The organism is Umezawaea sp., from assembly GCF_057122925.1.
In genome coordinates this window covers 12,305-25,345 of record NZ_DBNGPQ010000124.1, presented here as the reverse complement: position 1 = coordinate 25,345, position 13,041 = coordinate 12,305, and the positions used below count along the sequence as shown (strand labels likewise).

The window sequence follows — 13,041 nt, the reverse complement described above, 5'->3', positions numbered from 1 at the left end:
TCCTTCCCCTTGTGCCTAGTCCTGCGCCTGGTCGGGCACGGACACGTCCCCGGCCTCGAAGTCGGTCACCGCGACGAGGGCGGGCCGCAGGACGCGGTCGCCGAAGCGGTAGCCGCGACGCAGGACCGCGCTGACGGTGGGGCCCGCCACGTCCGGGGACGTGCCGTGCTGCACCGCCTCGTGCACCGACGGGTCGAAGGGTTCGCCGTCGTGGCCGAACGCTTCGAGCCCGGTGTGCTGGAGCGCGCCGACGAGCTTGTCCGCGACGGCCTTGAACGCACCGGTCAGGTCGCCGTGAGCGGCGGCCCTCTCGACGTCGTCCAGGACGGCCAGGAGTTCGCCCGCCACCTGCGCCTTGGCGTTGCTGATGACGAGTTCCCGGTCGCGCTCGACGCGCTTGCGGTAGTTCGCGTACTCGGCCGTCAACCGCTGGAGGTCGGCCGTGCGCTCGTCGAGCTGCGCCTTGTACTCGGCGGCCGGGTCCTCCTCGAAGAGGACCTCGGGCGCCGCGTGCTTGCCGCCTTCGAACTCGACGTCGAGCACCTCGCCGTGCACGGGCTCGGCAGCCTCGTCGGCTTCCGGCTCGACGCGGTGGTGGTCGTTCACCAGGTCGGGCTGCTCGTCCTGTGGGTGGGTCACTTCTTCTCGTCCTCGTCGACGATCTCGGCGTCCACGACGTCGTCAGCGCCCTTGGCCCCGGTGCCCGCGCCCGCCGCGCCGGGAGCACCCTCGGCGCCCTCGGCACCGGGGGCCGCCGCGCCCGTGTTGGAGTAGAGGGCGGTGCCGATGGCCTGCGACTCGGTCGCGAGCTTCTCGACCGCGGAGCGGACGGCGGAGATGTCGGTGCCCTTGAGGGCCTCGTTGGTCTCGGCCACGGCGGCCTTGACCTTCTCCTTGACGTCCTCGGGGAGCTTGTCCTCGTTCTCCTTGACGACCTTCTCGGTCTGGTAGACGAGGGTCTCGGCCTGGTTGCGGACCTCGGCCTCCTCGCGGCGGCGCTTGTCCTCCTCGGCGTGGGCCTCGGCGTCCTTGACCATGCGCTCGATGTCGTCCTTCGGCAGCGCGGAGCCGCCGGTGATCGTCATCTTCTGCTCCTTGCCGGTGCCGAGGTCCTTGGCGCCGACGTGGACGATGCCGTTCGCGTCGATGTCGAAGGTGACCTCGATCTGCGGCAGACCGCGGGGGGCCGGGGGCAGGCCGGTCAGCTCGAACATGCCGAGCTTCTTGTTGTCCGAGGCGAAGTCGCGCTCACCCTGGAACACCTGGATCTGCACCGAAGGCTGGTTGTCGTCCGCCGTCGTGAAGATCTCGGACCGCTTGGTCGGGATGGTCGTGTTGCGCTCGATGAGCTTGGTCATCACGCCGCCCTTGGTCTCGATGCCCAGGGACAGCGGGGTGACGTCGAGCAGCAGGACGTCCTTGACCTCGCCCTTGAGGACACCGGCCTGGAGCGCGGCGCCGACGGCGACGACCTCGTCCGGGTTCACGCCCTTGTTGGGCTCGCGGCCACCGGTCAGCTCCTTGACCAGCTCGGCCACGGACGGCATGCGGGTGGAACCACCCACGAGCACGACGTGGTCGATGTCGCCGACGGAGACGCCGGCGTCCTTGATCACGTTGTTGAACGGCGCGCGGGTGCGCTCCAGCAGGTCGTTCGTGATGCGCTGGAACTCGGCGCGGGACAGCGTCTCGTCCAGGAACAGCGGGTTCTTGTCCGAGTCGACCGTGATGTAGGGCAGGTTGATGCTGGCGTTGTTCGAGCTGGACAGCTCGATCTTCGCCTTCTCGGCGGCCTCGCGGATCCGCTGGAGCGCCATCTTGTCCTTGGTCAGGTCGATGCCGTTCGCGGACTTGAAGCGCTCGACCAGCCAGTCGACGACGCGCTGGTCCCAGTCGTCGCCGCCGAGGTGGTTGTCACCGGAGGTCGCCTTGACCTCGACGACGCCGTCGCCCAGCTCCAGCAGGGACACGTCGAACGTGCCGCCGCCGAGGTCGAAGACGAGGATCGTCTGCTCCTTCTCGCCCTTGTCCAGGCCGTAGGCCAGGGCGGCGGAGGTGGGCTCGTTGACGATGCGCAGGACGTTGAGGCCCGCGATCTGGCCCGCTTCCTTGGTGGCCTGGCGCTGGGCGTCCTCGAAGTACGCGGGCACGGTGATCACCGCGTCGGTGATCTCCTCGCCCAGATACGCCTCGGCGTCGCGCTTCAGCTTCATCAGGACGCGCGCGGAGATCTCCTGCGACGTGTAGGCCTTGCCGTCGACCGGCTCGGTCTTCCAGTCGGTGCCGATGTGGCGCTTGACCGAGCGGATGGTGCGGTCGACGTTGGTGACCGCCTGGTTCTTGGCGGGCTGCCCGACGAGGACTTCGCCGTTCTTCGCGAAGGCCACGATGGACGGGGTGGTGCGGGAACCCTCGGAGTTGGCGATCACCGTCGGCTCGCCGCCCTCCAGGACCGCGACGACGGAGTTGGTCGTCCCCAGGTCGATGCCGACTGCTCGCGCCATGAATTCCTCCTGGTGGTACGTGCTGGTGGGTACTGCGTTGAGCGTTGCCGGCTCAAGTTTGCCAGGTCCGCCGGACTTGAGTCCAACGGGCTCAACCTTCCTGCCTGTCCAACGGTCGACCCACCGGTGTTGTTCCCCGATCGGAGTGATCCGGGCCACGCCCCCCGGTCAGAAGTTCGACAGGACGTCGATGATCACGTTCGTGATGGTCGTCGGGTCCTTGGCGTCGTACTTCTTCGCCCCGGTCCCCTTCGAGATCGTCGCCAGCGCCTCCGCGCCCGCCTTGTTGTTGGCGTCGAGCTCGCTGCCGTAGGCGATGGTGAACACCCGGACCGGCTTGTCGCCCGACGCGTCCTTGCCCCTGATCACGTCGATCAGCTCGGTGGGCGCCTGGATGCCGCGGGCCTTGTCGTTGACCCCGTCGGTGAGCAGCACGACGGCGTTGATCGAGTTCGGGTCGTAGGTGCCGCGCACGACCTCCACGGCCCGGTCGATCGTGTCGTACAGACCCGTCGCGCCGTCCGCGGTCAGCCCGTCGATGTTCGCCGCGATGTCCTGCCTGCGGGTGCCGTCCATCGGCCCGATCGGCACCAGCGGCACGAAGTCCGCGCCGCCCTCGCCGATGCCGGAGGAGAACTTCCACAGCCCCACGCGGTCGGAGTCGGTGAACCCGTCGGCGAGCTGCCGCATGGCGGGCTTCACCAGCTCCAGCTTCGTGGCACCGGTGCCGGGCACCTTCTCCTCCATCGACAGCGAGGAGTCGATGCACACCAGCACGTTGGTGGGCTTGCGGAGCTTCACCCAGCTGGCCAGCACCTTGGCGACGACCTCGTTGGTGGGCGTGCCGAGCGGTTTGATCTCCGCGTCGGGCAGCCACCCGTAGGCGGACCCGCCGAGGTCGATCGGCTTCTGCTGGTGGTCGCGGAACCCGTACTCGGCGAACTGGCGCTGCACGGCGTCGGAGTGCAGGTAGGACAGGAAGTCGTCGGCGACGGCGCTCTTGGCCCGGTCGAGCCCGTTCAGCTTGATGAACGGGTGGTCGGAGTGCAGGACGCCTTCCTCGGGGTAGACGGCGACCAGCTTGGTCTTGGGAGGCTCGGTCTTGGAGCAGCCCTCGTCGTCGCTGTAGGAACCGCAGGTGTACCCGGCGTTGTAGGCGATCACGGAGTTCTCCGACATCGTCACCGCCGAGATGTAGGAGAGCGCGTCCTCCGCGTCGGCCTGCCGCATGTTCGACAGGAACGTCAGGGTGGTCTTGCCGTAGTGCACGACGGAGTGCTCGATCGCCTTCATCCGCTGCGCCACCGCGTCCTTGTCCACGTCCTCCGGGCGCACCTCGCGGATGCTGCCGTTGGCCGAGAACAGCGCGCCGAGCGTGGCGTGGAGGCCGGACGTGGAGTAGGTCGGGTTCGTCTTGCCGAGCTTGAACGCGCCCCACTCCGGGTGGCCCTTGCTCGCCCAGAAGTGCGGGTCGCCCGCCCACGTGGCCAGGTCCTCCCAGCCGATCCCGGCCTCGGGCCAGCCGAGCGCGCGGGCCATCGGCTCGGGCATCGCGATGATCGACGGGCTGGTCATGATCGCGGGTGCCTTCCCGTCCGGGAACAGCGACCTCGTCTCCGGCGTGGCCCGCTGCTGCGCCAGCGGCAGCCACTCCGACGCGGCGGGCGACCACACGTCGGGCCTGCGGCCGTCGGCCTCGGTCCAGCCCCGTGCCAGGGCGGCCATGGCGGTGCCGGAGTCGACGGACGTCACGTCGACCTCGACGCACTGGCCGTTCGCCTCGTGCGCCCCGTAGGCGGCGGCGAGTTCGGCCATCTGCTTGGGCTTGTCCACCGACGCGGCGACCGTGAGGCTCGCCGTGGGCGTCGAGCAGGCGGGCAGCGCCGTGGCCACCTGCGGCGTCGAGCTGGTGCCGTCACCGGACTCGGGCCACAGCACGATCCCCAGCACCACCAGCACGACGAGCGCGGCGGCCACGCCCCAGCGCACCGCGGGGCCCGTGCTGAACCGCAGGCCGCTCGGGGGCGGTGGAGCCGCGGCGACGGGCCCCGCCGTCTTCTTCGCGTGGTCCCACCACGGCCGCCACTGCTCCGGGTTGTCGCCGCACGCCCGGATGTAGGCGCTGGTCAGCTCCCAGCTCGGCAGTTCGCGGCCGCTGGTGGCGCGCTCCAGGTCCGCCTCGGAGTAGTCGGTCATCGCCGCGAGCTGCGCGGAGGTCAGCCCGATCTCGTCCCGCAGCTTGACCAACCGGTAGGCGAACGCCTCCGCGGGAGGGCCGTCGGGGTTCAGCATCGTGGGCAAACCTCTCGATCAAGGGTCCGGACAACCCCGAGGTGCGAGGTGGAACGTCCCCGTGTTCACCCGTGTCGCGGCGGCCCGTGGGCCGTCACCCACCTTCGGCGGCTGCTCCCATGATCGGCACATCTGGCCGGTCAAACCAGTACCGCGCCAGGTCGTGACCTCGGTGCACCCGAATGGCCGCAGCGGGTGCCCCGTGACGGAGCACCCGCGGCGGCCGTGCGGTCTCAGGCGGCGTTGAGCGTGATGTCGCCGCTGCTCGCGGTCAGGTTCAGCTCGAACTGCCCCGAGGGGTCGTCCTTCACTCCGACCTTCTTGTCGCCGCTGCTCGTGTCGACCGCGACCCGGTAGCCCGCGTTCGGCACCGTCACGGTGATGTCGCCGCTGCCCGCGTTGGCCTTCACGTTGTGCGCCTTGGCCAGTTCGACCACCACGCTGCCGGACTTGGCGTCCGCGTCCACGTCGCCGTCGACCTGCTCGGTCCGGATGTCGCCGGAGGAGTTGACCACGGTGACGGCGCCGGTGACACCGGTCAGCTTCACGTTGCCGGAGCCGATCTTGGCCGTGACGCCGCCCGCGAGGTTGTCGCCGCTGAGGTCGCCGGAGCTGTTGTCGACGCGCACCGCCCCCGCGATGCCGCGCAGGGTGGCGTTGCCGGAGCCGAGGTTCACGTCGACCGACGCGAGGTCCTGCACCTCGAGGTCGCCCGAGCCGACCTCGCCCTTGACCGTCGTCTCCTTCGACGGCACGGCCACCTCGTAGTAGGCCTCGCAGCCGTTGCCGCAGCCGTTGAGGACGAGCGAGCTGCCGTTGACCTGGTGCGTGGGGCCGCTGGGCTTGGAGGCCGCCTTGCCGTAGCGGAGGGTTCGCTTGATCGTGGTGGCGCTCGCGCCCTCGACGGAGCGGACCTTCACGTCCCCGCCGTCGTTGTCGATCTGCACGGTGGAGATCTGGTCGTTCACCGTGTAGTCGTCCGAGGAGCTCTCCTGGGCGATCCTCACGCAGGACGACAGGCTCATCGTCGTGGCCACCGCCGCGACGGCCAACAACGCGATTCGCTTCCCCACCACTACCCCCTTGCCGACCTGTCCGCTCATGGGAACCACGCTAGGGGCACGACCCCCGGCGCACACGAGGGTGGCCCCCCGGCTCCATACGGGGGCTATCCCTACCGCTTCACGCGAGGTCCTCGACGACCGCGCGCAACGCGGGCGCGCACCCAGCCGGGTCCGACAGGTACCGCTGCGACGCGATCACGTGGGTCGGCGTCATCCGCTCCCACACCAGGCCCTGGACCGGCACCGACGTGATGACCAGCCGGAACGGCCGCACCTGCCTGCCGAGCCGGACCTCGACGCCGCGAACGACCTCACCGATGGGCAGAGCCCCCGGCCGGGGGCTCTGCGCGCGGCCCGCCTCCCAGGCCGCTGCGGGTTCCCGAAGCGCCCGGACCGCGGCTCGCAGGGCGGGTCGGGTCAGCAGGGACGTCGAGTCCTCGTTGGTGGGGATCGACCGGACGTCGACGGGCGTCTCGGCGCGGGCGTGGTCCAGGACGTCCGCCCACCACCCGAGCCACTCCTCGGTGATGCCGGCGCGGTCGACGCCGCGGGGGACGAACACCGGCACGGACGGGTCGAGGCCCGGCAGCTCCGGCACCGTGTCGACCGAGAGCGCGAGCGTGTCGCGCAGGAACAGGGCGGTGTTCACCGCCTGGTTGGTCCCGTGCCCGACCTGCCACGACTCACGACCGGCGAACCTCATTCACCCATTGTCCCGCCCTGGAGGCGATCCAGGTGCTGTCGCGGACGTATCAGGTAAGACACAACCGGTTCCAGGTCGGCCACGCCGGGTGGTTCGTCGGCGATCAAGCCCTGCATCAGCAGACCGTCGACGGCCGCGAGGAACGCCCGGAACGCCACCGGGTCCGTGTCGAACGGCCGGGCGGCCTCGGTGATCAGGTCCAGCCACCGGCGCGCGGCGGGCCGCAGCTCCGGGCGGCGGGCGGCCAGCAGGTACAGCTCGTACTCGGCCATCGTGCGGCCGCGGTTCGCGCCGACCATGTCGACGAGCCGCCGGGTCACCTCCTCGACGTCGGTGTCCGGCGCGTTGACCAGCCGGACGATCAGGTCGCTGACGTCGTCGGCGAGCGTGTCCGCCGACCACATCAGGGTCGCGATGAGGAGGTCGTCCAGCGAGGCGAAGTAGTAGGTCGTGGACGTGGTGGGCACACCGGCCTCGCGGGCGACCGACCGGTGGCTCACGCCCGCGACGCCGTCGCGCTCGATCACCCGGAGGGTCGCCTCCAGGATGGCCTGCCTGCGGCGTTCGCCCCTGGCTCTCCTGCCGTCCACCTGCTCGTTCAGGACGCGCTCCCCGGCTCGATGGTGATCACGCCGCCGACCAGCATGAGGCCGACGACCATAGTGGGCGCCGCACGCGCGCCGGAGGCGGTGGCCGCGGGGGTGGCCTGCACGACGGTGGTGATCACGGGGGCTCCAGGGCCTCGGGGCGGGAACGCGCCGTCGGGTTCCTCGGCGTTGATGGTGGTGGGCGCGCGAGATCAACGCGGGGAGGCCGGGCCGGGCCGGCACGTTTGTGACAGCTTGCTTCTCACTCGGGCCGAAACTGTGGAACATCCGTCCCACGGGTTCGGGTGTTGATCGATACACTTCTGCGACCCCGGCCACGCCCAAGTGGTTACCGGCGAGTAATGAGGCGTAATCTCCGAGCCACGTGCTTCTGGAGAAAGGCCGCCACCACATGGGAGCCCTGCAGTTGACCCTCGGCGTCATCGGCGTGGCCGTGAGCGTCGTCGCCTGGGCCGTGTTCGTGTCCGGAGCGATCAGGATGGTGCGGATCATCCGGCTCGGCCAGCCCGACCCGACGCGCACGGGTCCGTTCACCGCGCGCCTGAAGACGCTGGTCGTCGAGTTCGTCGCGCACACCCGCATGGCCAAGGTGCGCAGCGTCGCGCCCTGGCACTGGATGGTGATGTGGGGCTTCCTGATCGGCTCCGCCGTGCTGTTCGAGGCCTACGGCGAGATGTTCGACCCCGCGTTCCACTGGCCCGTCATCGGCACCTGGGCGCCGTGGCTGCTGCTGGTCGAGCTGCTCGGCATCGGCACGGTCGTCGGCGGCGTGGCGCTCGCGGTCATCCGCCAGCTCAACCACCCCCGGCGCGCCGACCGCGTGTCCCGCTTCGCCGGGTCGAGCTTCAAGTCGGCCTACTTCGTCGAAGCGGTCGTGGTCATCGAGGGTCTCGGCATCCTCGGCGTGAAGGCGTTCAAGCAGGCCAGCGGGTTCGAGAACCCACCGCTGTGGTCGAGCTTCGTCACCGCGCCGCTGTCGAACCTGCTGCCCGCCGAGCCCAACTGGGTCTCGATCATGGCGTTCACCAAGCTGCTGTCCGGCATGATCTGGCTCGTCGTCGTCGGCAAGAACCTGACGATGGGCGTCGCCTGGCACCGCTTCAGCGCGTTCTTCAACATCTACTTCAAGCGCGAGGACGACGGCGGCGTGGCGCTGGGCGCGCTGCGCCCGATGATGAGCGGCGGCAAGGTCCTCGACCTGGAGGAGGCCGACCCCGACACCGACGTGTTCGGCGTCGGCAAGGTCGAGGACTTCACCTGGAAGGGTCTGCTGGACTTCAGCACCTGCACCGAGTGCGGCCGCTGCCAGTCCCAGTGCCCCGCGTGGAACACCGGCAAGCCGCTGTCCCCGAAGCTGCTGATCACCCAGCTCCGCGACCACGCCTACGCCAAGGCCCCGTACCTGCTCGCCGGCGGCCGCAAGGACATGGCGGGCGACGAGGTCGGCATCACCGGCGACGACTACCAGAAGCGCCTGGAGTCCATCAACGTCCTGGCGCTCGCCGAGGCCGAGCGGCCCCTGATCGGCGGCCCCGACGAGCTGGGCGTCATCGACCCCGAGGTCCTGTGGTCCTGCACGAGCTGCGGCGCGTGCGTCGAGCAGTGCCCCGTCGACATCGAGCACGTCGACCACATCGTCGACATGCGCCGCTACCAGGTGCTGATCGAGTCGAACTTCCCGTCCGAGCTGGGCGGCATGTTCAAGAACCTGGAGAACAAGGGCAACCCGTGGGGCCAGAACTCCAAGGACCGACTGGCGTGGACCGAGGGCCTGGACTTCGAGGTCCCCGTGTTCGACGGCGACCTCGGTGACGCGGAGTACCTCTTCTGGGTCGGCTGCGCGGGCGCCTTCGAGGACCGCGCCAAGAAGACCACCCGCGCCGTGGCCGAGCTGCTGCACACCGCGGGCGTCCAGTACACCGTCCTCGGCCCCGAGGAGACGTGCAGCGGCGACCCGGCCCGCCGGGCGGGCAACGAGTTCCTGTTCCAGATGCTCGCCCAGCAGAACGTCGAGGTCCTGAACGCGGTGTTCGAGGGCCGCGAGCCGGGCAAGCGCAAGATCGTCGTCACCTGCGCCCACTGCTTCAACACGCTGGCCAACGAGTACCCGCAGGTGGGCGGCCAGTACGAGGTCGTGCACCACACGCAGCTGCTCAACAAGCTGGTCCGCGAGCGCAGGCTGACCCCGGTCGCCGAGGTCACCGAGGACATCACCTACCACGACCCGTGCTACCTCGGGCGGCACAACAAGGTCTACGACGCGCCGCGGGAACTGCTGGGCGCCTCGGGCACCACGCTGCGCGAGATGCCGCGGCACGGCGACCGCTCCATGTGCTGCGGCGCGGGCGGCGCGCGCATGTGGATGGAGGAGCGGATCGGCAAGCGCATCAACGTGGAGCGGGTCGACGAGGCCCTCGGCACCGCACCGTCGAAGATCGCGACCGGCTGCCCGTTCTGCCGGGTCATGCTCACCGACGGGTTGACCGCGCGGCAGAACGAGGGCAAGGCCGGGTCGCACGTCGAGGTCGTCGACGTCGCCCAGCTGCTGCTCACGTCCGTGCGCCGGGGCCTGGAGAAGCCGGACACCCCGACCGACGAGGTGCCCACCGGCGCCCCGCTGCCCACCGAGGACAAGGCCTCGACCACCTGATCCCGGACCGGCGGCGCTCCCCGACCGGGAGCGCCGTCGTCCGGGCGGTCAGTCCTTGTCGGTGGCCTTCTCGTAGACGATGTTGAGCACCCAGCCCGTGATGGCGACGATGATCGCGCCCCAGAACGCGGGCCAGAAGCCCGTGACCTGGAACGGGAGACCCAGCTCCTCGGAGATGTAGCCCGCCAGCCAGAACAGCAGGCCGTTCACGACCAGGCCGAACAGGCCGAGCGTGAGCAGGTAGAAGACGCAGCCGAGGAGTTTCACCACCGGTTTGATGATCGCGTTGATCACGCCGAAGACGAGGGCCACCAGAACCAGCGTGCCGATCTTCGCCGGGGTGGAGGCCTCGCCCAGATCGATTCCGGGGATCACGGTGGACACCCACACCGCGACCGCCGTCAACAGCACCTGAACCAAGAATCCCATGGCGCAGGCTAACCGCGGCGGGCGGCGGCGGTGGGGACGCACGCCGTGACGGGGACCGCTCGGGTCCACTGTGGACGCGAGCGGCCCCCTCCCCTTCGGCGGCACCTGCTCATCCGATCCCGCTGGTTAAGACTCCGCGAACGTCCCGTTTGTTGCGAGAACGGGCGAATCTCACCCGTACGCACCAATGGGCGGCGATCCGCACACCGCCCTAGGGTTTGCCCCATGGCTGAGGAGAAGGCGGGTCAGGGCGGCGAGAGCAAGCTCACGGTGGTGCTGGCGCTCGCCGTGAACCTGGCCATCGCGGTGATGAAGGCGGTGGCGGGCGTCATCACCGGGTCCGCCGCGATCCTGTCGGAGGCCGCGCACTCCGTCGCCGACACGTTCACCGAGGCGCTGCTGCTGACCGCCCTGCGCAGGTCCGACCGCCCAGCCGACCGCAAGCACCCCTTCGGCTACGGCAAGGAGCGGTACTTCTGGTCGCTGCTCGCCGCCGTGTCGATCTTCGCGTCGGGCGCGATGTTCGCGTTCTACGAGGGGTTCCGCACGGTGTTCGGCGAGGCCGAGGAGCAGACGCGGCCCCTGGTCGGCTACATCGTGCTCGGGCTGGCGTTCGCGATGGAGTCCGTGTCGTGGGCGCAGGCCGTCCGCCAGGTGCGGCGCGAGTCGAAGGAGCAGCGGCGGTCGGTCGTCGAGTACCTGCGGCTGTCCGACGACCCGACCGTGAAGACGGTGTTCCTGGAGGACTCGGCGGCCCTGATCGGCCTCGTGATCGCGTTCACGGGCGTCGGCCTGCACCAGGTCACCGGCTCGTCGGTGTGGGACGGCGTCGCGTCGCTGATGATCGGCGTGCTCCTCGCGGCCGTCGCGTACTCGCTGGCCCGCACCAACAAGGGCCTGCTGATCGGCCGCCAGGCCGACCCCGTCATGGTCAGGGCCATCGGCGCGCGACTGCGGGCCGCGCCCGAGGTCGAGGCCGTCGTCGACCTGCTCAGCATGCTGACCGGCACCGACCACGTGCTCCTGTGCGCCCGCCTCGACTTCGACGACTCACTGGGCGCGGCCGACCTGGAACGCGCGTGCGTCCGCATCGACGGCGAACTGCGCGCCGAGTTCCCGGACCTCGACGAGATCTTCCTGGAGCCCGTGCCGCGCAACGACCAGGCGATGCGCGAACGCGTCCTCGCCCGCTACGGCTTCACCCTCTAGCGGTGCGTGTCCGTGCGGTGGAAGTTCAGGTAGGCGCGCGACGGCGTCGGCCCGCGCTGCCCCTGGTACCGCGACCCGGCCTGCTTCGACCCGTACGGGAACTCCGCCGCGCTGCTCAGCTGGAACAGGCACAACTGCCCGATCTTCATGCCCGGCCACAGCGTGATCGGCAGGTTGGCGACGTTCGACAGCTCCAACGTGATGTGCCCGGAGAAGCCGGGATCGATGAACCCGGCCGTCGAGTGCGTCAACAGACCCAGCCGCCCCAACGACGACTTGCCCTCCAACCGCCCGGCCAGGTCGTCCGGCAGCGTGACCTCCTCGAACGTCGACCCCAGCACGAACTCGCCGGGGTGCAGCACGAACGGCTCGTCAGCGTCGGTCTCGACCAGCGACGTCAGGTCGTCCTGCTGCTGGCGCGGGTCGATGTGCGTGTACTTGGTGTTGTTGAAGACCCGGAAGAACCGGTCGAGCCGCACGTCGATGCTCGACGGCTGCACCATCTCCCCGTCGAACGGGTCGAGGACCAGCCGACCGGAGTCGACCTCTTTGCGCAGTTCACGATCGCTCAGCAACACGAGGGACAGGGTAACGGTGCCCGCGCGTGCGGCCCCGAGGCGTGCCGCTCGCCAGCACGGCCCCGGCACGTGCCGCCCGAGTGCACGCTGTGTATGATCGGTCCCGCAGAGCAGCGCGGGTGTAGTTCATTGGTAGAACGACAGCTTCCCAAGCTGTAGAGGCGGGTTCGATTCCCGTCACCCGCTCCACCGAAGGCCCAGGTCGACTGACCTGGGCCTTCGTCTTTGCCGCTGTCGAAGAGCAAGGGACGCGCTCGCCGCGCGATGCGTGCAGACCGGTCGCACGGCAACGTGCCTGCCGCCGATCGGCGTGGGGATCCTCCTCGCGGGATCGACTGCGACTTGCCCTGTGTCCTGGGCGCCCGGCCCGTGCGTTCATCACGCTGTAGAGGCGGTCAGCCCGTCCGCAATCCGCTGAGCGGCCTGGGCCGGGGTGAGGTGGGTGGTGTCGACCACCTCCGCCTCGGCGTGCAGCCAGGTGCGGGCGGCTTCCGCGTACGGCTCCAAGTACCGGAGGCGGAAGCTGGACGGGATGGGGGTGGCGGCTTCTACGCGTTTGCGGAGGGTGGGTTGGTCTGCGTGCAGGACGAAGTGCCTGAGCGGGATGCCGTGGTTGGTCAGGCCCGTGCTGATCTCGCGCCAGTACTGCTCCACCAGCACGGTCATGGGGATCACCAGGGTGCCGCCGGTGTAGTCGAGCACCTGGCGGGCGGTTTCCACGACGAGCGGTCGCCACGGTGGCCAGTGCTGGAAGTTGTCGGTCGCGGGCAGGCCCGGCTTGATGTCCATGAGCGTTTCGCCGACCTTCTCGGCGTCGAACACCCGTGAACCGGGGATGAGTCGTTGCACGAGTGCGCTGGTGGTCGTCTTGCCCGCGCCGTGGGTGCCGTTGAGCCACACGATCATGGGGCTCGACGGTAGCGGGCTGGTGGGGGCCATCAGGGTCCCCGTTGCTGCGTCCGAGTGGTTCGCGCACGTCAGACGTCCTTCTGGCGTTACCGTCG

At 69.7% G+C, this 13,041-nt stretch carries 12 protein-coding genes and 1 tRNA gene; 3 read left to right on the top strand and 10 right to left on the bottom strand.

Translation table 11 applies throughout. The features are described from left to right. Positions 1-15 precede the first annotated feature (15 nt). The 7 genes from grpE to AC156L_RS27940 all read right to left on the bottom strand — a co-directional run bounded on the left by grpE (position 16) and on the right by AC156L_RS27940 (position 7,290). Positions 16-639: a nucleotide exchange factor GrpE gene (gene grpE, locus AC156L_RS27970; protein WP_330874647.1), complete on the bottom strand. Its 624-nt coding sequence runs from the start codon at positions 637-639 to the stop codon at positions 16-18. Continuing rightward, positions 636-2,504: a molecular chaperone DnaK gene (gene dnaK / locus AC156L_RS27965; protein WP_330874649.1), complete on the bottom strand. Its 1,869-nt coding sequence runs from the start codon at positions 2,502-2,504 to the stop codon at positions 636-638. The genes grpE and dnaK overlap by 4 nt, the downstream gene beginning before the upstream one ends. A 168-nt stretch (positions 2,505-2,672) precedes the next feature. Continuing rightward, complete coding sequence (locus AC156L_RS27960) at positions 2,673-4,796, bottom strand: substrate-binding and VWA domain-containing protein (protein ID WP_330874651.1); 2,124 nt, start codon at positions 4,794-4,796, stop codon at positions 2,673-2,675. Between the two features lie 233 nt (positions 4,797-5,029). Further along, positions 5,030-5,899 carry a DUF4097 family beta strand repeat-containing protein gene (locus AC156L_RS27955; protein ID WP_330874653.1) on the bottom strand — a complete coding sequence of 290 codons (870 nt, stop codon included), beginning with the start codon at positions 5,897-5,899 and terminating at the stop codon, positions 5,030-5,032. 79 nt (positions 5,900-5,978) lie between these two features. Next, positions 5,979-6,563, bottom strand: a complete 585-nt coding sequence (locus AC156L_RS27950) for a hypothetical protein (RefSeq protein WP_330874655.1) — start codon at positions 6,561-6,563, stop codon at positions 5,979-5,981. Next, positions 6,560-7,165 (bottom strand): TetR/AcrR family transcriptional regulator, encoded by a 606-nt coding sequence (locus AC156L_RS27945; RefSeq protein ID WP_330874667.1) that lies wholly within the window; start codon positions 7,163-7,165, stop codon positions 6,560-6,562. Before AC156L_RS27945 ends, AC156L_RS27950 begins: the two co-directional genes overlap by 4 nt. Beyond that, positions 7,162-7,290: a hypothetical protein gene (locus AC156L_RS27940; protein WP_330874668.1), complete on the bottom strand. Its 129-nt coding sequence runs from the start codon at positions 7,288-7,290 to the stop codon at positions 7,162-7,164. Before AC156L_RS27940 ends, AC156L_RS27945 begins: the two co-directional genes overlap by 4 nt. A gap of 272 nt (positions 7,291-7,562) precedes the next feature. Here AC156L_RS27940 and AC156L_RS27935 point away from each other — a divergent pair, with 272 nt between their 5' ends. Then, complete coding sequence (locus AC156L_RS27935) at positions 7,563-9,821, top strand: (Fe-S)-binding protein (RefSeq protein WP_484407405.1); 2,259 nt, start codon at positions 7,563-7,565, stop codon at positions 9,819-9,821. 48 nt (positions 9,822-9,869) lie between these two features. Here the strand turns inward: AC156L_RS27935 and AC156L_RS27930 are convergent, their stop codons facing one another. Further along, positions 9,870-10,250: a phage holin family protein gene (locus tag AC156L_RS27930; protein WP_484407404.1), complete on the bottom strand. Its 381-nt coding sequence runs from the start codon at positions 10,248-10,250 to the stop codon at positions 9,870-9,872. Between the two features lie 225 nt (positions 10,251-10,475). Here AC156L_RS27930 and AC156L_RS27925 point away from each other — a divergent pair, with 225 nt between their 5' ends. Further along, positions 10,476-11,459 carry a cation diffusion facilitator family transporter gene (locus tag AC156L_RS27925; RefSeq protein ID WP_484407403.1) on the top strand — a complete coding sequence of 328 codons (984 nt, stop codon included), beginning with the start codon at positions 10,476-10,478 and terminating at the stop codon, positions 11,457-11,459. On the opposite strand, the gene dcd is transcribed toward AC156L_RS27925, so the two are convergent. After that, complete coding sequence (gene dcd / locus AC156L_RS27920; RefSeq protein WP_484407402.1) at positions 11,456-12,037, bottom strand: dCTP deaminase; 582 nt, start codon at positions 12,035-12,037, stop codon at positions 11,456-11,458. The two genes, AC156L_RS27925 and dcd, sit on opposite strands and share 4 nt — an antisense overlap. Before the next feature lie 115 nt (positions 12,038-12,152). Between dcd and AC156L_RS27915 the strand changes: the two genes are divergently transcribed. Beyond that, a tRNA-Gly gene (locus AC156L_RS27915) sits at positions 12,153-12,226 on the top strand. A 189-nt stretch (positions 12,227-12,415) separates the two neighbouring features. Here AC156L_RS27915 and AC156L_RS27910 read toward each other — a convergent pair. Beyond that, entirely contained in the window at positions 12,416-12,943 is a 528-nt protein-coding gene (locus AC156L_RS27910) for an AAA family ATPase (protein WP_484407401.1), read from the bottom strand. Positions 12,944-13,041: the final 98 nt, after the last annotated feature.

Excerpts from the sequence above, each read along its gene's own strand:
- AC156L_RS27935 (WP_484407405.1), top strand. The coding sequence starts at position 7,563 with ATGGGAGCCCTGCAGTTGACCCTCGGCGTCATCGGCGTGGCCGTGAGC.
- AC156L_RS27925 (WP_484407403.1), top strand. The coding sequence starts at position 10,476 with ATGGCTGAGGAGAAGGCGGGTCAGGGCGGCGAGAGCAAGCTCACGGTG.
- AC156L_RS27955 (WP_330874653.1), bottom strand. The coding sequence starts at position 5,899 with ATGAGCGGACAGGTCGGCAAGGGGGTAGTGGTGGGGAAGCGAATCGCG.
- AC156L_RS27930 (WP_484407404.1), bottom strand. The coding sequence starts at position 10,250 with ATGGGATTCTTGGTTCAGGTGCTGTTGACGGCGGTCGCGGTGTGGGTG.
- AC156L_RS27950 (WP_330874655.1), bottom strand. The coding sequence starts at position 6,563 with ATGAGGTTCGCCGGTCGTGAGTCGTGGCAGGTCGGGCACGGGACCAAC.
- AC156L_RS27960 (WP_330874651.1), bottom strand. The coding sequence starts at position 4,796 with ATGCTGAACCCCGACGGCCCTCCCGCGGAGGCGTTCGCCTACCGGTTG.
- dnaK (WP_330874649.1), bottom strand. The coding sequence starts at position 2,504 with ATGGCGCGAGCAGTCGGCATCGACCTGGGGACGACCAACTCCGTCGTC.
- AC156L_RS27910 (WP_484407401.1), bottom strand. The coding sequence starts at position 12,943 with ATGATCGTGTGGCTCAACGGCACCCACGGCGCGGGCAAGACGACCACC.